The sequence below is a fragment of the Paenibacillus sp. genome, assembly GCF_035645195.1.
Lineage (GTDB): Bacteria > Bacillota > Bacilli > Paenibacillales > YIM-B00363 > Paenibacillus_AE.
Map to the genome: position 1 here is coordinate 105,945 of NZ_DASQNA010000033.1, position 17,637 is coordinate 123,581.

A 17,637-nucleotide genomic window follows, 5' to 3' on the forward strand; every position below is an offset into this window, starting at 1 on the left:
CGGCTTCCCTCGCGAAAGGAGGGAAATCAGGAATGTTTGTTCGCAAAATCGCGTCGAAACATCGACAATGAACAAAAAAACAGAATGTATGTTCGAAAAAATGGTTGGCAACGGAGCGAAAAGAAGGTATCATACAAGTATCAGAGAAAAGGAAGTGTTCATTGTGAGCGATCGGAAAGCCGCATTGGAGATGGCCCTTCGCCAGATCGAGAAGCAGTTCGGCAAGGGTTCGATTATGAAGCTTGGGGAAAGCACACATATGCAAGTGGAGACCGTGTCCAGCGGATCGCTCGCGCTTGATATATCGCTCGGCGTCGGGGGCTTCCCGAGAGGCCGGATTATCGAGATCTACGGGCCGGAATCGTCCGGTAAGACGACGGTCGCGCTGCATGCGATCGCCGAGGTGCAGAAGAAAGGCGGACAAGCGGCCTTCATCGACGCGGAGCACGCGCTCGACCCGGTATACGCCGCGAAGCTCGGCATCAACATCGACGAGCTGCTGCTGTCCCAGCCGGATACGGGCGAGCAAGCGCTCGAAATCGCCGAAGCGCTCGTCCGCAGCGGCGCCGTCGACATCATCGTCGTCGACTCCGTCGCGGCGCTCGTGCCGAAGGCTGAGATCGAAGGCGAGATGGGCGACTCCCACGTCGGCCTGCAGGCGCGCCTCATGTCGCAGGCGCTCCGGAAGCTGTCCGGCGCCATCAGCAAGTCGAAGACGATCGCGATCTTCATTAACCAGCTTCGCGAGAAGGTCGGCGTTATGTTCGGCAACCCGGAGACGACGCCGGGCGGCCGCGCGCTGAAGTTCTACTCGTCCGTTCGTCTGGAAGTGCGTCGAATCGAGACGATCAAGCAGGGCAACGATATGGTCGGCAACCGGACGCGGATCAAGGTCGTCAAGAATAAAGTCGCTCCGCCGTTCAAGCAAGCGGAGATCGACATTATGTACGGCGAAGGCATCTCGCGAGAAGGCAGCATCATCGACATCGGCACGGAGCTGGACATCATCCAGAAGAGCGGCGCCTGGTTCTCGTTCGAAGGCGAGCGTCTCGGTCAGGGCCGCGAGAACGCGAAGCAGTTCCTGAAGGATCATCCGGCGATCGCCGAGACGATCGAGAAGAAGGTGCGCGAATTGACCGTCGTCGGGGCGGGGCTGCCTCCGGGCGTCTCGAGCGGCGACGACGACGACGATTTCGACGAGGAAGCGGAAGCGTAAGAATCGTTCGAACGGTAAGCATACTCACGCATAGCGGAAACGCCATCTCCGGCACCCGGCCGACGCCGGGTGCCGGTTGCGTTTCCGCGGCGGAACGGCGAAGGGGGAACGGCGATGGAACGGCAAGAAGGCGTCGTCACGTCGGTCGAGCGGCAGAAGAAGCAGAGGCAGCGGTATAACGTGTTTGTCGACGAGCAGTTCGCGTTCGCCGTGCACGAAGACGTGCTGATGAAATACCGGCTGTTCAAGGGACAGGTCGTTACGGCGGATCGGCTCGCCGACATCGTTCGGGACGAGGAGCGGCAGGACGCGTATACGAAGGTAGTGAAATGGCTGGGCGGCGGGCTCCGGTCGGAGAAGGAAATCCGCGGTTACTTGTCCCGCAAAGGCTACGAAGAGGATACGGTGGACGCCTGCGTCGAACGGCTTCGGGCTCAAAGCTACGTCGACGACGAGCGGCTGAGCCGCACGCTGGCGGAGGATCGGCTGAAGCTGCAGAGCAAAGGGAAGCAGTGGATTCGCAGGGAGCTGCTGCAAAAGGGCGTCGACAAGAGCACGGTGCAGGAAGCGGTCGGCTCCATCGACGCCGGCGAGGAAGCCGCCGCGGCGCTCGCCGTCGCGCGCAAACGATGGCGAACGCTGGGCGCGGGGGACGACCCCGCTGCCGCGAAGCGAAAGCTGTACGCCTATTTGGCGCGGCGCGGCTTTTCCGCCGGCGCGGTGCGCGAGGCGGTGCGGCAGACGGCTTCCGGCGCGGACGGAAGCGACGATGAATGGGACTGGGAGTAGTCGTTGCTTGACAATATTCTTTACCCACAGCTACAATGAACTAGTATATTCACTTTCTTTTTTCGCCAATTCTTCACGAACGCGCGAGAACTAGAGACAGGATTTGTTACGAGGGCAACGTCAAACAAACTCAATACGAGCACATCATTGGGCCGTCACCCTGAAGCTCAATCGTTGTGTGGCAACGAGGAGGTGAACTGGATGCACTGGTTGATCACAGCCATCATCGCTCTCCTTGTTGGCGCAGCATGCTTTTGGATCGGTTACCTTATTCGCAAGTCCTTTGCCGAAGCCAAAATTTCGAGCGCAGAAGAAGCGGCTCGGAACATTCTCGATAATGCTTCGAAAGAAGCCGAGGCGCTGAAAAAGGAAGCGGTCTTGGAGGCGAAGGACGAGATTCACAAACTTCGCACCGAGGCCGAAAGAGACATTCGTGAACGTCGCAACGAAATTCAACGACTGGAACGAAGGTTACTGCAAAAAGAGGAAACGCTGGATAAGAAACTGGATTCACTGGAACGGAAAGAAGAGCAGCTTGCCAACAAAGAGAAGCGCGTGGAAGAAACGCAGCAGCAGATCGACGCTCTCTACCGCAAGCAAGTAGAGGAACTCGAGCGCATCTCCGGCCTCACGCAAGAGGATGCGAAACAGATGATCCTCAATAACGTCGAGAACGAAGTGCGCCTGGAAGCCGCTCAGATGATGAAGGAAATCGAGCAGCAAGCGAAAGAAGAGGCGGATAAGAAGGCGCGGGAAATCATCACCCTTTCGATCCAGCGTTGCGCGGCGGACCACGTCGCGGAGACGACGGTATCCGTCGTATCGCTGCCGAACGAAGAGATGAAGGGCCGCATTATCGGCCGCGAAGGCCGCAACATTCGCGCGTTGGAAACCCTCACGGGTATCGACCTCATTATCGACGACACGCCTGAAGCGGTGATTTTATCCGGCTTCGATCCGATCCGCAGGGAAATCGCCCGCAACGCGCTGGAGAAGCTCGTCGCGGACGGCCGCATTCACCCGGCGCGGATCGAGGAAATGGTCGAGAAATCGCGCAAGGAAGTGGACGAGCGCATTCGCGAATACGGCGAACAAGCGACGTTCGAAGTCGGCGTACACGGGCTGCATCCGGATCTGATCAAGATTCTGGGTCGCCTCAAGTTCCGTACAAGCTACGGTCAGAACGTGCTGAAGCATTCGATGGAAGTCGCGTACTTGGCCGGCCTGATGGCCGGAGAGCTGGGCGAGGACGTCACGCTGGCGAAGCGTGCCGGACTTCTCCACGATATCGGCAAAGCGCTCGACCACGAGGTCGAAGGATCTCACGTCGAGATCGGCGTCGAAATCGGCAAGAAATACCGCGAGCACCCGGTCGTCGTCAACAGTATCGCATCGCATCACGGCGATACGGAAGCGACGTCGGTCATCGCGATGCTCGTCGGCGCGGCGGACGCGCTGTCCGCGGCACGTCCGGGCGCGCGCCGCGAAACGCTCGAAACGTACATCAAGCGTTTGCAGCGGCTCGAGGAAATTTCCGAATCGTTCGAGGGCGTCGAGAAATCGTACGCCATCCAAGCCGGACGCGAAATTCGCGTCATGGTGCAGCCGGATCGAATCGACGATGCGGAGGCGTTCCGCCTCGCGAGGGATATCACGAAGAAAATCGAGAGCGAACTCGATTATCCGGGACATATCAAGGTCACGGTCATTCGCGAAACCCGCGCAGTGGAATACGCAAAATAATACGTGCAAGGCGGCTGCCCCGAAAGTCTTCATCGACTGGGGCAGCCTTTCCTTTTCTTTGGGACGTTCTTGAGGCATACTACATAACTACATACACCAACCCGCCGGCGGAGCAAGCGCGCGGCGGTTCGAGACGGGGGATCACCATGAAAGTATTGTTTATCGGCGATATCGTCGGATCGGCGGGACGACGGGCGCTGAAGGAAAACTTGCCCGCGCTAAAATCGGCGCATCGGCCCGATTTCATCATCGTGAACGGCGAGAACGCGGCCGGAGGCAAGGGCATCACCGCGGCAATCGCAAATGAATTTTTCGAGCAGGGCGTCCACGGCATTACGATGGGCAATCATACATGGGATAACAAAGACATCTTCGAGTTCATCGACGACGAGCCGAGGCTCATTCGCCCGGCCAACTACCCGGCCGGGACGCCGGGGGAAGGGACCGTGACGCTGAAGGCGGACGGCAAAGAGTTGATGCTGATCAACGTGATGGGCCGCGCGTTCCTGCCGCCGCTCGACTGCCCGTTCCGAACGCTTGACAAGCTGCTCGACAAATCGAAGAAGCGGCCGAAGGCGGTGTTCGTCGACGTGCACGCGGAGGCGACGTCGGAGAAGATCGCGATCGGCTGGTATTTGGACGGCAAAGTGTCCGCGGTCGTCGGTACCCATACGCATGTTCAGACGAACGACGAACAGCTGCTGCCGAACGGCACGGCGTACATTACCGACGTCGGAATGACCGGCTCGCGGGAAGGCGTCCTCGGGATGGAACGCGAAGCGGTCATACGCAAGTTTCTGACGCAGCTGCCGGTTCGCTTCATCGCGGACGAGGGGAAATATCAGTTCCACGGCGTCGTCGTGAACATCGACGATACGACGGGACTCGCGACGTCGATCAAGACGATTCGCATTTACGAAGGCGAATTCAAGATGCACTGAAGCGGTTCGTTCCGGCGCAGGCGAAACGACGGGATACGACATATTTCGGCGATTAGCAACATCCCCGCGCGATAGATATTGTTCCATGTGGAACTATTCAGAAAACTTTATATAATTCTGAAATATAAACCTCCTTAAGAAGGAATGATTTCCGGAGAACGCGAATATACATAGAACCGGAATGATGAAGCTTTCCCGAGGAGGTCCAATCCATGGAAGTATTAAAAGTATCAGCCAAATCGAACCCGAACTCGGTGGCAGGCGCATTGGCAGGGGTGTTGCGGGAACGGGGAGCGGCGGAATTGCAAGCGATCGGCGCGGGAGCTTTAAATCAAGCGATCAAAGCGGTAGCGATCGCCCGGGGCTTCGTGGCGCCGAGCGGCGTCGATTTGATTTGCATCCCGGCCTTTACGGACATTGTCATCGACGGGGAAGACCGGACGGCGATCAAGCTGATCGTTGAGCCCCGGTAACGAACGTACTTATCCGGGACGAGCATCCCGACATCATAAGACGAGCAGACATAGCCTCTTCTAAGAGGCTTTTTTCTTTTGCGCTCGAGCGCGCTCCGCCGCGAGGCGAATCATACGGAAAGGTGCGTGGAAACATTGAACGTATGGGATCTGCATTGCGACGCATTGAGCAAAATCATTTTGGAGCCCGAGATCCGGTTCGAAGACGACCCGAGGCTCGACGTCACCGCGAGGCGGCTGAAGAGCGGAGGCGTCCAGCTGCAGGCGTTCGCGATTTTCATTCCGGGCGCTTGGAAGGGGAGACCGTTCGAGGCGGTGCTCGCGAGCATCGACGCGTTCCAGCAGCGCATCGCCTCCCGCCCCGACGTTCTGCCGATCCGCTCGCGAGCCGACGTGGACGTGCTTCTGCGCCCCGGCGAGCAGCGAATCGGGGCTATGCTTACGCTGGAGGGGGCGGACGGCCTGGAGGGCAATCTGGCGTATTTGCGCATCGCTCATGCGCTCGGCGTTCGGACGCTCGGCCTTACGTGGAACAACGCGAATTGGGCGGCGGACGGCATCCGCGAACCGCGCGGCGGGGGACTGACGTCCGCGGGGCGGCGCCTCGTCGCCGAATGCGACCGGCTCGGCATGCCCCTCGACGTATCCCATTTGTCGGTGAAAGGATTTTGGGAGGTGCTGGATACCGCTCGGCGCCCGCCGATCGCATCGCATTCGAACGCGAAGGCGTTGTGCGACCATCCCCGCAATTTGTCCAACGATCAAATCCGGGCGTTGATCGCGGCGGGCGGCCGGATCGGCATTACGTTCGTGCCGTACTTCCTGCGCAGCGACGGGAAGCGGGCGTCGATCGACGACGTGCTGCGGCACGTCGAGCACATTTGCAGCTTGGGCGGCGCGAATCATGTCGGCTTCGGCTCCGACTTCGACGGGATCGAGGAATGGGTGGAAGGGCTCGAACACCCGGGCGGCTACCCTGCGCTCGCCGAGGCGCTGGCGAAAAGATATTCCGCGGAACAAACGGAGGGCTTTCTTAGGAAAAATTGGTTATCCTATTATCAGGCCCATTTGCCGTAGCGGACAACTTTGATTCATCTCGATTCGATATGAAAACCATCGAAAAATACTATATTTTGAGATGCTTGAAAGCACTTGCTTTTTCATGGTCATCGTCATACACTAAACACTGACCAAAAGAATGAAACGGTGTTTCATGTTTCACTTCCCATTTCACTATTTTTCGCCTCCAAAGGAGTGGACTTTTCTTGATTAGCCAATTGTCATGGAAAATCGGCGGACAACAAGGCGAGGGCGTAGAAAGTACCGACCGGATTTTCTCGACGGCTCTGAACCGTCTCGGGTATTACCTGTACGGTTATCGTCATTTTTCGTCCCGGATCAAAGGCGGGCACACCAACAACAAAATTCGAATTTCGACAAAACCGATTCGAGCGATTTCGGACGATCTCGACATTCTCGTCGCGTTCGACCAAGAAACGATCGACCTGAACTCCCACGAGCTTCGCAAAGGCGGCGTCATCGTTGCCGACGCGAAATTCAACCCCGTCGTGCCGGAAGGCGTCGACGCGCGGTTGTTCCCGGTCCCGATTACGGCGATCGCGGAAGAGCTCGGCACGTCCCTGTTTAAGAACATGGTCGCTTCCGGCGCTTCTTGGGCGCTGCTCGGCTTGCCGCTGGAAGTGTTCAATAAAGCAGTGGAAGAAGAATTCGGACGCAAAGGCCCGGCCATCGTCGAGAAGAACGTCGAAGCGGTTCGCCGCGGCGCGGAATTCGTTCTCGAACTCGCGGGCGGCTCGCTCAGCGACTTCCAGCTCGAGCCTTCCGACGGCAAAGCGAAGCTGTTCATGATCGGCAACGACGCGATCGCCCTCGGCGCGGTCGTCGGCGGCTGCCGCTTCATGCCGGCGTACCCGATCACCCCGGCCTCGGAAATTATGGAATATCTCGTCAAGACGCTGCCGAAGTTCGGCGGCACGGTCATCCAGACGGAAGACGAAATCGCGGCCGTCACGATGGCGATCGGCGCCAACTACGGCGGCGTGCGCGCCCTGACCGCTTCGGCGGGCCCGGGTCTCTCGCTCATGATGGAAGCGATCGGCCTCGCCGGCATGACCGAAACGCCGGTCGTCATCGTCGACACGCAGCGCGGCGGTCCGTCCACGGGTCTGCCGACGAAGCAGGAGCAGTCCGACATCAACGCGATGATCTACGGCACCCACGGGGAAATTCCGAAAATCGTCATCGCGCCGAGCACGGTCGAAGAGTGCTTCTACGATGCGATCGAAGCGTTCAACTTGGCCGAGAAATACCAGTGCCCGGTCATCATCGTGACCGACCTGCAGCTGTCGCTCGGCAAGCAAACGGCGGAAAGCCTCGAGCTCGATAAGATCAAAATCGACCGCGGCGCGCTCCTGACGGGCGAACTGCCGGCGCTCGAAGAAAATAAGCTGTTTAAGCGCTACGAGTTCACGGAAGACGGCGTGTCGCCGCGCGTCGTGCCGGGCATGAAGAACGGCCTGCACCACGTCACGGGCGTCGAGCACGACCAAGAAGGCCGTCCGTCCGAAAGCCCGGTGAACCGGAAGAAGATGATGGATAAGCGCCTCAAGAAGCTCGAGAGCGTGCGCATCACGAACCCGATTCACATCGACGCGCCGCACGAAACGCCGGACGTCCTCATCATCGGCATGAGCTCCCTCGGCGGCACGATCGACGAAGCGCGCGGCCGCCTCGCGGCGGAAGGCATCACGAGCAACCATATGACGGTTCGTCAGCTGTTCCCGTTCCCGACGGATTTGGTGCAGCCGTACCTCGAAAAGGCGAAGAAGGTTGTCGTCGTCGAAAACAACGCGACCGGCCAGCTGGCGGATCAAATCAAGCTGCGCGTCGGCTATGCGGACAAAGTGAAGAACTTCCTGAAATACGACGGAACGCCGTTCCTGCCATCCGAAATTCATTCCGGCTGCAAGGAGTTGTTATAAACGTATGGCAACATTTAAAGATTTCCGCAATAACATCAAACCGAACTGGTGCCCGGGCTGCGGCGACTTCTCCGTACAAGCGGCGATCCAACGCGCGGCGGCGAACGTCGGCCTCGAGCCGGAAAACCTCGCGGTCGTCTCCGGCATCGGCTGCTCCGGCCGCATCTCCGGTTATATTAACGCATACGGCTTCCACGGCATTCACGGCCGCGCGCTGCCGATCGCACAAGGTCTGAAGATGGCGAACCGCGAGCTGACGGTCATCGCCTCGGGCGGCGACGGCGACGGCTTCGCGATCGGTCTCGGCCATACGGTGCACGCGATTCGACGCAACATGAACATCACGTACATCGTTATGGACAATCAGATTTACGGCCTCACGAAAGGCCAAACGTCCCCGCGCAGCGCGGAGGGCTTCAAGACGAAATCGACGCCGGAAGGCTCGATCGAGGGCACGCTGAGCCCGCTCGAAATCGCCCTGTCCGCAGGCGCGACGTTCGTGGCGCAGTCGTTCTCGAGCAACATCAAGCAATTGACGGCGCTCATCGAAGAAGCCATCAAGCATGAAGGCTTCTCTATCGTCAACGTATTCAGCCCGTGCGTCACGTTCAACAAAATCAACACGTACGACTGGTTCAAAGAGCACATCGTCGACCTCGACGAGCAGACGGACTACGATCCGTCCAACCGGATCGCGGCCATGACGAAAATCATGGAGACGAACAGCATGCTCTGCGGCTTGATCTACCAAGACAAGTCGAAGAAGCCGTACGAAGCTCTCGTCAAAGGCTTCCAGCCGGAGGCGCTGGCGAAGCAGGATCTCACGATCACGGAAGAACAATTCCAGAAGCTCGTTGCGGAATTCCGCTAATCGAGACGCGCAAGGGCGTACGGAGACTCGAGCTCCGTATGCCCTTTTCGTTTGCAACGCATACTGAACTAGGACGGGAACGGATCCGGAAGCAAGAGAAAGGGGCGACGAAGTTGGAAGTACCGATCGGGGTATCGGCTAGACATATTCATTTGGCGCCGGAGCATATCGAGACGTTGTTCGGGGCCGGGTACGAATTGAAAGTGTTGAAACCATTGTCTCAACCAGGCCAATTCGCGGCGGAGGAGACGGTCGCCGTCGTCGGTCCGAAGGGCCGCTTCGATAAAGTGCGTATATTGGGCCCGGCGAGGGGCAGCACGCAGCTTGAAATTTCACGCACGGATGCGTTCGCCCTCGGCGTCGACGCTCCGGTGCGTCTCTCCGGGAACATCGAAGGGACGCCCGGCATCCGCATCGTCGGCCCGCAAGGCGAAGTGACGATCGACCGGGGCGTCATCGTGGCGTCGCGGCATATTCACCTGCACACAGACGACGCGGCGCGGATGAACATCAAAGACAAACAGGTCGTCAGCGTCCGGACGGAGGGCGAACGCGGCGTGACGTTCGCGAACGTCGTCTGCCGCGTCTCCGACCAGTTCGCGCTCGATATGCATATCGACACCGACGAGGCGAACGCCGCCGGCATCAAAACCGGCGACAAAGGCGTCATCGTCCCGTAAGGACAAGCCGACAACGATCCCAGCGATGGGGTCGTTTTTTTTGTGGAGATGAAGCGTAAATAAAATGGCACTGCCCGTGAAAGGATATTCATAGGATTTTCCGACCAACCTTGGGGGTGGCGTCCATGTTTTCGAAAGGGAAATTGTATAGAAGGCAAGGGGCGGAACAAACGTCCGGGGGAAGGGGAAAGGCTCCGCTGAGTCCCCGGTTGGAGGAAACGGTGCATCAAATCAAAAGCGAGATCGGAAACAGCCCGGACCTGGTCGTTCGGCGCTTCGATTTCGGCGTCGATCGGCTGCAGGTAGCCGTCGTATATTTGGACGGCATCGTAGATAAAGATACCGTGAATCGTTATGTAATCCGTTCTTTGATGATCGATATGGACGAAGAAGAACTAAACCGGCTGACCCAAGACCATAAACCGTTCGACATCATTCGGTCGAATGCGCTGACGGTGGGGCAAGTCGAGATCGCCTCGGATTGGGACGGACTCCTTCTGTCCTTGTTAGCCGGGTATACGCTTATTCTAATCGAAGGACAGACGGAGGCGCTCGCTTGCGGCACCCAAGGCGGGGAGACACGGGCCGTGTCGGAGCCGACGTCCCAGGTCGTCATTCGCGGCCCGAAGGAAGCGTTCACGGAGTCGATCGGGACGAATGTCGCTATGGTGCGCCGCAGACTGAAAACCCCTCATCTATGGGTAGAAACGATGAAGCTGGGCAAGCAAGGACATACTTCGATCGCGTTGATGTATGTCAAGGATATCGTCGACGATCAAACCGTCCAGGAGATCAAGAAGAGATTAGAGATCATCAATATCGACTACATTTCGGGTTCGGGCGAAATCGAGCAAATGATCGAGGACCAGAGCGCGACGCCGTTCCCGACGATCTTCAACACGGAGCGGCCGGATTCCGTCGTAGGCAGCTTGATGGAAGGGCGCGTCGCGATTTTCGTAGACGGTACGCCGTTCGTCCTGATCGCCCCTTCCACGTTCTTCATGTTTTTTCAAGCGGCGGAGGATTACTATCAACGTCCGGAAGTCGCGTCGGTGATACGGTTCTTGCGGTACGGGGCGTTGTTGATTTCGTTATTCGGCCCCTCGATCTATATCGCTTCGATTACCTTTCATCAAGAAATGATCCCGACGCAGCTCCTAGTCAGCTTGGCGGCGCAGCGGGAGAGCGTTCCTTTCCCGGCCTTCGTCGAGGCGCTCATCATGGAGGTCGCATTCGAAATTTTGCGCGAGGCCGGCATTCGCATGCCGCGCGCCATCGGTCAAGCGGTATCGATCGTCGGGGCGCTTGTCCTCGGACAAGCGGCCGTGGAAGCGGGGCTCATCTCGTCGGCGATGGTCATCGTCGTGGCGATCACCGGAATATCCAGCTTTTCCACGCCGTCCTACGATATCGCGCTCTCGTTCCGATTGCTGCGGTTCCTCATTATGATATCCGCAGGGTTTCTAGGCTTTTACGGTATCGCGATCATAAGCATTTTTATTCTTGCTCATATGTGCGGGTTACGTTCCTTCGGGGTCCCGTATATGAGCCCGCTGGGGCCGTTCGTTGCGGGCGATCACAAGGATACCTTCTTCCGGTTCCCGTTCGAGTCGATGTTCAAGCGCCCCCGATCCCTCCACCTGAAAAATAAGATTCGTCAGAACCCGCCTTCCGAGATGTCCGCTGAAGACGCTTCGACGGGGAAAGGAACGAAATGAAGAAACTTTGCTTCGTCGGCGTCATGTTGTCGGCGATCGCCCTGACGCTTGCCGGTTGCTGGAACAGCAAAGAGCTAACAGAATTAGCGATCGTCGTTGGGTTGGGCATCGATAAGGGAGAGGAGAAGGGAACGTACAAGGTGTCGTTCCAGATCGTCAATCCAGGCGCTATCTCCATGGGCAAGATGGGCGGCGGCGGCGGACAAACGATGCCGATCACCGTGTATTCAGGCGTCGACAATACGTTGTTCGGAGCGCTCCGGAAATCGACCCAGAAGGTTCCCCGCCAGCTGTTTTTTTCCCATATCCAGCTGCTCATCCTGGGGGAGGACTTGGCGAAGGAAGGCGTAAAGGAAGTTTTCGATTTGTTCGACCGTTCCCGAGAGCTGCGAATGAATACGCCGGTCGTCGTAGCTAGAGGGGCGAGCGCGGAAACGATGCTCAGCATCGTCACTCCGCTGGAAAACTTGCCCGCGGTCGGGATCGCGAAACGATTGGAAGTTTCCTCCGACGTATTCGCTCAAAATATCGAAACCGAGATCATGGATATCATCAAAGGCTTTTCCGGGGAAGGCGGGATCGCGATCAGCGGCGTTCAAATGATCGGGGACCCGAAAGAGGGGCAATCCCGCAAAAATACGTCGCAGACGAAGCTGCCGACCTCCATAGAAATGAAAGGGATCGGGCTCTTCAGAGAAGGGAAATTGCAGGCTTGGGCGGAAGGCAAAGCGGCAAGAGGCATGTTATGGATAAAGAATCAGATGAAAGGCACCGCGATGGACGTCGCCTGCGGCGACAAGCCCGAGGGCACCTCCATTGAATTAACGCATTCGGTAACCGACGTTAGCGTAAAGATGCGCGGCGGGCGCCCGGCGTTCCGAATTCATGTGCGCGAAGAAGGGGCGGTAACCGAGGTTCATTGCGACATCGACCTCGGCAAACACGAATCCATCGTCAAGCTGCAAAATATATGGGCGAAAGAGACGGAGAAGGAAATTCGAAAGGCGGTCGAACTCGCTCAAAAGGAAAAAATCGACGTATTCGGCTTCGGAGACGCTTTGAATCGCCAATATCCGAACGTATGGAAACAGATCAAACGGGATTGGCCGAAGACGTTCGCGGACAGCGAAGTGGAGGTCGAGGTGGAGGCGTATGTGCGCCGGACAGGAATGAGATTGAAGTCTTATTTGTAGTAAAGGAGGGCGGAACCGTGAAAGAGAACCGCGTCATCAGTCCAGGTCAGCTGTTGAACCTGATCGTATTGTTCGAGTTCGGCACCGCTTTGGTCCTTCCGATCGGACTCGAGGCGAAACAAAGCACGTGGCTGTCCGTCCTTCTCGCGCTTCCCGGGGGGATCGCGCTGTTTTTACTATATACATATTTGCTTCGGCAATTTCCAAGGACGATTTGGAGCGGCTGCATTCGCAACATCCTCGGCCGGTTTATCGGGTATCCGGTCAGCTTGATGTACGTTGCTTATTTTCTTTACGGAGCTTCCCGAAACCTAAGGGAAGCCGGCGATTTGCTCGTAACGGCCGCTTACGATCAAACGCCGCTCTTCGTGATCCATCTCGTCATGGCCGCGGCAGTCGTTTACGTATTGTATAAAGGACTTGAAGTATTTTCCCGGTTGGGGCAAGTTTATTTCATCATCATGTTGTCCCTGGGGCTGATCGGGAACGCAGCGGTGTTCGTCTCCGGCCTCGTAGACATCAATAACCTGCTTCCGATCCAAGGCGAAGGCTGGGGCAGCGTCTTTCAAGCGGCGTACCCGCATATTTGGATGTTTCCGTTCGGGGAGGTGCTTGCCTTCGCTACTATCATACCTTTTTTAAAAAAGGAGACGTCGGCGGAAAAAACCGGTATCGTCGCCCTGACGTTCTCCGGGGGCCTGCTGTGCTTATCGCATGCCATGCAGGTGGCCGTACTGGGAGCGGATGTGTACGGACGGGCGACTTTTCCGTTATTTCAGACGATCAGTATGGTCAATATCGGGGATTTCATGCAGCGCTTGGACGCAATCGTGATGCTGACCCTCATCATCGGCGTTTTTTTCAAAATGTCCGTGTACTGTTATGCCGCGATGTCAACGATGGCGGATCTGCTTCGGATGCCGGACGAACGGCCGCTCGCGCTGCCCGTCGGCGTCGTCGTGCTATACGCTTCGATCATATCGGCATGGAGTTATCCCGCTCACGCGGAAGAAGGCAAAGCAGGTATTTTCTATGTATTGCTGCCCGTTTGCGTGATCATTCCGGGGGCGCTGTTGGTCGTTCATCTCGCGCGAAAGCGGCTAGGGTTATACCGCTAGCCGCGGCGAAACGGTTTTCGACTTCCTTTTGTAAACCAAGCGAACAGCCCGGGGAACAAGGGGGCCGGAATCGTGAACGCCATGAGCGTCTTTTCTATTCCGGTCGATGCCGAGAACGCCTCTACAATGATATGGAGCGAAGTCGAGAGCTTCATCCCCCCAAAAAGGTCAAGACTCACTTGCATACCAATGGCCGACAAACCGAGAACGATGTAGGCGATCGAGATTTTCATGGCGTCCCCCGAGGATGTTTTTTTGGAATAGCGAACTTCCCTCTTAGTATGTTTAGCTATCGGATCGTTTTATGCTATAATGATTTAATGACTGTCCGAAATGAAGGATTCATACTCAAATAGATAAACGCTTGCATTCGAGGTGAGGATCGATGACGACAACGACGAAAGATTACTCGAAATATTTCCAGCCGCCTTCTTACAAGGATGCGAAGAAGCGCGGGAAAGAAGACGTTCAAGTGCTTTACGATTTCGCCATTCCCGAGGAGCTGTCGCGGTTCGGAGAAGGCAAACGATACATGATCCGCACGTACGGCTGCCAAATGAACGAGCACGATTCGGAAACGATGAAAGGCATGCTGGAAGCGATGGGCTATGCCTCGACCGACGACAAGTACGAGGCGGACGTCATTCTGCTGAATACGTGCGCCATTCGGGAGAATGCGGAAGACAAAGTGTTCGGAGAACTCGGCCATTTGAAATCGCTCAAAACCGAGAAGCCGAACCTCGTGCTCGGCGTATGCGGCTGCATGTCGCAGGAGGAAGGCGTCGTGAGCCGCATTCTGACGAAGCATCAGCACGTCGACCTCATTTTCGGTACGCATAACATTCATCGCCTGCCGAAGCTGCTGCAGGACGCCTACTACGCCAAAGAGATGGTCGTGGAAGTGTGGTCCAAGGAAGGCGACATTATCGAAAACATGCCGAAGAAGCGCGAAGGCATGAAAGCGTGGGTCAACATCATGTACGGCTGCGACAAGTTCTGCACGTACTGCATCGTGCCGTACACGCGCGGCAAGGAACGCAGCCGCCGGCCGGAAGACGTCATCGCGGAAGTGCGCGAGCTGGCGCGGCAAGGCTTCAAGGAAGTGACGCTGCTCGGGCAGAACGTGAACGCGTACGGCAAAGATTTCGAAGACATCGACTATCGGTTCGGCGATTTGATGGACGACATCCGCAAAATCGACATTCCGCGCATCCGGTTTACGACCTCGCATCCGCGCGATTTCGACGATCATTTGATCGAAGTGCTCGCGAAGGGCGGCAACCTCGTGGAGCATATCCACCTGCCCGTCCAGTCGGGCAGCACGGAAGTGCTTAAGAAGATGAGCCGCAAATATACGCGGGAGCAGTATCTCGAGCTCGTCGCCAAAATCAAGCGCGCGATTCCGAACGTCGTGCTGACGACCGACATCATCGTCGGCTTCCCGGGCGAAACCGAGGAGCAGTTCGAGGAGACGCTGTCGCTCGTCAAAGAAGTCCGCTACGACTCCGCGTACACGTTCATCTACAGCCCGCGGGAAGGAACGCCGGCGGCCGCCATGGCCGACGACATTCCGGAGGACGTGAAGAAGGACCGCCTGCTTCGATTGAACGACGCGCTGAACGAAATCAGCCGAGAGGCGAACGAGCGGCTCCGCGGTCAAGTCGTCGAGGTGCTGGTCGAGGGCGAGAGCAAGAACAACCCGGATATGCTCAGCGGCCGCACGCGGGCCAACAAGCTGGTCCATTTCCAAGGTCCGAAGGAGCTGATCGGCGAATTCGTCCACGTGACGGTGACGGAGCCGATGACTTGGTATATGAAAGGCGAACTAGCCGGAGCGGATGCGCCCGCGGCTGCCAATATGTAAAGGAGCGTTCATACTCATGGCCCATTCTCATCTGTATCGGCACGACGGACACGGGGGACACGCCTGCAGTCCGGAAGGCAAGCCGATGAAGAGCTACGATATTAAAGATTTGCTGGTGCGGGAGGACATTATGGCGAAGGCGAAGGAAGTCGCCGAGCTGCTGTCGTCCTCCGAGGAAGCGGATTTGTACCGCAAGGCGGAAAAACGCGTCAACGAACATCAAGAAATTCAACAATTGATCGCGCAGATCAAGAAGAAGCAGAAAGAAATCGTCGCGTTCGAGACGACGTTCAAGAACGCGGACATGGTGAAGAAGATCGAAGCGGAAATCGACGAGCTGCAGAACAAGCTCGACGACTACCCGATCGTCACGCAGTTCCGGCAGACGCAAGCCGATTTGAACTACACGCTGCAGCTCGTGTTCAACATCATTCGCGATACGCTGTCCGAGAATATCGCGCTGGACGATACGGCTCCCGCCGCGGCGGGCAGCAGCTGCAGCGACTGAAGCGGGCGGCAGACAAGGCTAACCGAATAGCGATTAGGAACGACGCTCCGAGCCGGGGCGTCGTTTTTTTCGTTTTGGACGCGTTCGCATTGCATGAGATGCCCCCGCGGTCCTCATACTAATCCAGATCAAGGAAACGGCAGAAGGGAGCCGCTGGGTATGCAGGATTTGCCGCAAGTCGTGGCGGACCAGTTCAAAGGGGCATCGGACTTCATTCACCGCAGGCTGCATCGGGAGCAGGCGGAGATGACGCTCATGTATATGCTGACGGTCGCCGACGAGCAAAAAATTTTCGAGCTCATCATCCACCCGTTCTACAGCACCGATATGAAAGACACGTTCGTCGATTACGTCCAAAGCATGCCGCGGCAGGTCGCGCTGAAGGACGCGAAGAAGACGGCCGCGCTCATGTCCGAAGGCTATGCGCTGCTTCTCATCGGAACGGACGTCTATTTGATCGATTTCCGGAAATTTCCGAACAGCGCGATCCGCGAGGCGACGGTCGAAACGGTCATTCAAGGGCCGCAGAACGCCTTCAGCGAGGACATCGGCACGAATATTACGCTGCTGCGGCAGCGGTATACGCGCCCGTCGCTGATGGTGGAAGGGGCGACCGTCGGGAAGGCGACGCAGACGGCGCTGACGCTGCTGTACGACAGCGCGGCGGCGAATCCGAAGCTCGTCGACGACATCAAGGAACGGATCAAAAACATCAACCTGCCGGTCGTGCAATCGGCGGGACAGATGGCGCAGCTGCTCGGGCAGCCGACGCGGACGCTGTTCCCGCAGCTCATGATTACGGAACGGCCGGACCGCGCGGCGCTCAACATTACGCAAGGGAAAGTCGTCGTGCTCATGGAGGGGACGCCGTTCGCGCTGATCGCGCCGGCGACGTTCTACGATTTCTTCGCGTCGATGGAAGATTTATACCAACAATACTTCATCACGCGATTTCTCGCGGTGCTCCGCTACGTCTCGCTGCTCGTCTCGCTGACGCTTCCCGCGGGCTACGTCGCCGTGGCCGGCTACAATCCCGAAGTGCTGCGTGCGCAGCTCGCGCTGTCGATCGCGGGCAGCCGCGTGGCGGTGCCGTATCCGGCGTTCCTCGAGGTGCTGTTCATGCTGATCGCGATGGAGCTGCTCATCGAGGCGTCGATCCGACTGCCCAAGTCGATCGGCTCGACGGCGACGACCGTCGGCGGCCTCATCTTGGGGACGGCGGCGACGGAGGCGGGACTCGTCAGCAGCATTATGATCATCATCGTCGCGACGGTCGCGATTTCGAATTTCGTCGTGCCGGTCAACTCGATGAGCTTCGCGCTGCGCGTCGCGAAATATGCGCTGCTGCTGCTATCGGCGATGTTCGGCCTGCTCGGCATCGTTCTCGGGCTCGTCGCCATGGTCGGGTACCTCGTGTCGCTCGACAGCTTCGGCCAGCCGTATTTGAAGCTGTTCGAGAACGACGACCGCGCGGAGAAAGCGACGCAGCGGCAAAACGGCAAGGCCGCGTAGGGGGACGTT

16 protein-coding genes are annotated in these 17,637 nt (G+C 57.7%); 15 read left to right on the top strand and 1 reads right to left on the bottom strand.

Going from position 1 to position 17,637, the window contains the following annotated elements; translation table 11 throughout:
- The first annotated feature begins 163 nt into the window (after positions 1 to 163).
- From recA to VE009_RS18040, 12 genes are all read left to right on the top strand, one after another.
- Positions 164 to 1,216, top strand: coding sequence for a recombinase RecA (recA, locus tag VE009_RS17985; RefSeq protein WP_325009984.1), 1,053 nt, complete (start codon positions 164 to 166; stop codon positions 1,214 to 1,216).
- A 114-nt stretch (positions 1,217 to 1,330) separates the two neighbouring features.
- A complete protein-coding gene (locus VE009_RS17990; protein ID WP_325009985.1) occupies positions 1,331 to 2,005 on the top strand; it encodes a RecX family transcriptional regulator in 675 nt (224 codons plus the stop codon).
- Positions 2,006 to 2,206: 201 nt separating this feature from the next.
- Positions 2,207 to 3,748, top strand: a complete 1,542-nt coding sequence (gene rny / locus VE009_RS17995; RefSeq protein WP_325009986.1) for a ribonuclease Y — start codon at positions 2,207 to 2,209, stop codon at positions 3,746 to 3,748.
- Between the two features lie 146 nt (positions 3,749 to 3,894).
- A complete protein-coding gene (locus VE009_RS18000) occupies positions 3,895 to 4,689 on the top strand; it encodes a TIGR00282 family metallophosphoesterase (RefSeq protein WP_325009987.1) in 795 nt (264 codons plus the stop codon).
- Positions 4,690 to 4,901: 212 nt separating this feature from the next.
- Entirely contained in the window at positions 4,902 to 5,162 is a 261-nt protein-coding gene (locus VE009_RS18005; protein WP_006286829.1) for a stage V sporulation protein S, read from the top strand.
- A gap of 126 nt (positions 5,163 to 5,288) precedes the next feature.
- Positions 5,289 to 6,239 carry a dipeptidase gene (locus VE009_RS18010; protein WP_325009988.1) on the top strand — a complete coding sequence of 317 codons (951 nt, stop codon included), beginning with the start codon at positions 5,289 to 5,291 and terminating at the stop codon, positions 6,237 to 6,239.
- 188 nt (positions 6,240 to 6,427) lie between these two features.
- Positions 6,428 to 8,164, top strand: coding sequence for a 2-oxoacid:acceptor oxidoreductase subunit alpha (locus VE009_RS18015; RefSeq protein ID WP_325009989.1), 1,737 nt, complete (start codon positions 6,428 to 6,430; stop codon positions 8,162 to 8,164).
- A gap of 4 nt (positions 8,165 to 8,168) precedes the next feature.
- Entirely contained in the window at positions 8,169 to 9,035 is an 867-nt protein-coding gene (locus tag VE009_RS18020; RefSeq protein ID WP_325009990.1) for a 2-oxoacid:ferredoxin oxidoreductase subunit beta, read from the top strand.
- A gap of 113 nt (positions 9,036 to 9,148) precedes the next feature.
- On the top strand, positions 9,149 to 9,715 hold the full coding sequence (gene pduL / locus VE009_RS18025) for a phosphate propanoyltransferase (protein ID WP_325009991.1): 567 nt from the start codon (positions 9,149 to 9,151) through the stop codon (positions 9,713 to 9,715).
- A gap of 221 nt (positions 9,716 to 9,936) precedes the next feature.
- The gene (locus VE009_RS18030; protein WP_325009992.1) at positions 9,937 to 11,433 is read left to right on the top strand and encodes a spore germination protein; all 1,497 of its coding nucleotides are present in this window, start codon (positions 9,937 to 9,939) and stop codon (positions 11,431 to 11,433) included.
- Entirely contained in the window at positions 11,430 to 12,626 is a 1,197-nt protein-coding gene (locus VE009_RS18035; protein ID WP_325009993.1) for a Ger(x)C family spore germination protein, read from the top strand. Before VE009_RS18030 ends, VE009_RS18035 begins: the two co-directional genes overlap by 4 nt.
- Before the next feature lie 17 nt (positions 12,627 to 12,643).
- Positions 12,644 to 13,744 (top strand): GerAB/ArcD/ProY family transporter, encoded by a 1,101-nt coding sequence (locus VE009_RS18040; protein WP_325009994.1) that lies wholly within the window; start codon positions 12,644 to 12,646, stop codon positions 13,742 to 13,744.
- On the opposite strand, the gene VE009_RS18045 is transcribed toward VE009_RS18040, so the two are convergent.
- A complete protein-coding gene (locus tag VE009_RS18045; RefSeq protein ID WP_325009995.1) occupies positions 13,741 to 13,977 on the bottom strand; it encodes a hypothetical protein in 237 nt (78 codons plus the stop codon). The genes VE009_RS18040 and VE009_RS18045 overlap by 4 nt on opposite strands.
- 152 nt (positions 13,978 to 14,129) lie before the next feature.
- Here VE009_RS18045 and miaB point away from each other — a divergent pair, with 152 nt between their 5' ends.
- The 3 genes from miaB to VE009_RS18060 all read left to right on the top strand — a co-directional run bounded on the left by miaB (position 14,130) and on the right by VE009_RS18060 (position 17,628).
- Positions 14,130 to 15,608, top strand: coding sequence for a tRNA (N6-isopentenyl adenosine(37)-C2)-methylthiotransferase MiaB (miaB, locus tag VE009_RS18050; protein ID WP_325009996.1), 1,479 nt, complete (start codon positions 14,130 to 14,132; stop codon positions 15,606 to 15,608).
- 16 nt (positions 15,609 to 15,624) lie between these two features.
- Positions 15,625 to 16,116: a RicAFT regulatory complex protein RicA family protein gene (locus VE009_RS18055; RefSeq protein ID WP_325009997.1), complete on the top strand. Its 492-nt coding sequence runs from the start codon at positions 15,625 to 15,627 to the stop codon at positions 16,114 to 16,116.
- A gap of 159 nt (positions 16,117 to 16,275) precedes the next feature.
- Positions 16,276 to 17,628 carry a spore germination protein gene (locus VE009_RS18060; protein WP_325009998.1) on the top strand — a complete coding sequence of 451 codons (1,353 nt, stop codon included), beginning with the start codon at positions 16,276 to 16,278 and terminating at the stop codon, positions 17,626 to 17,628.
- The last annotated feature ends 9 nt before the right edge of the window (positions 17,629 to 17,637 follow it).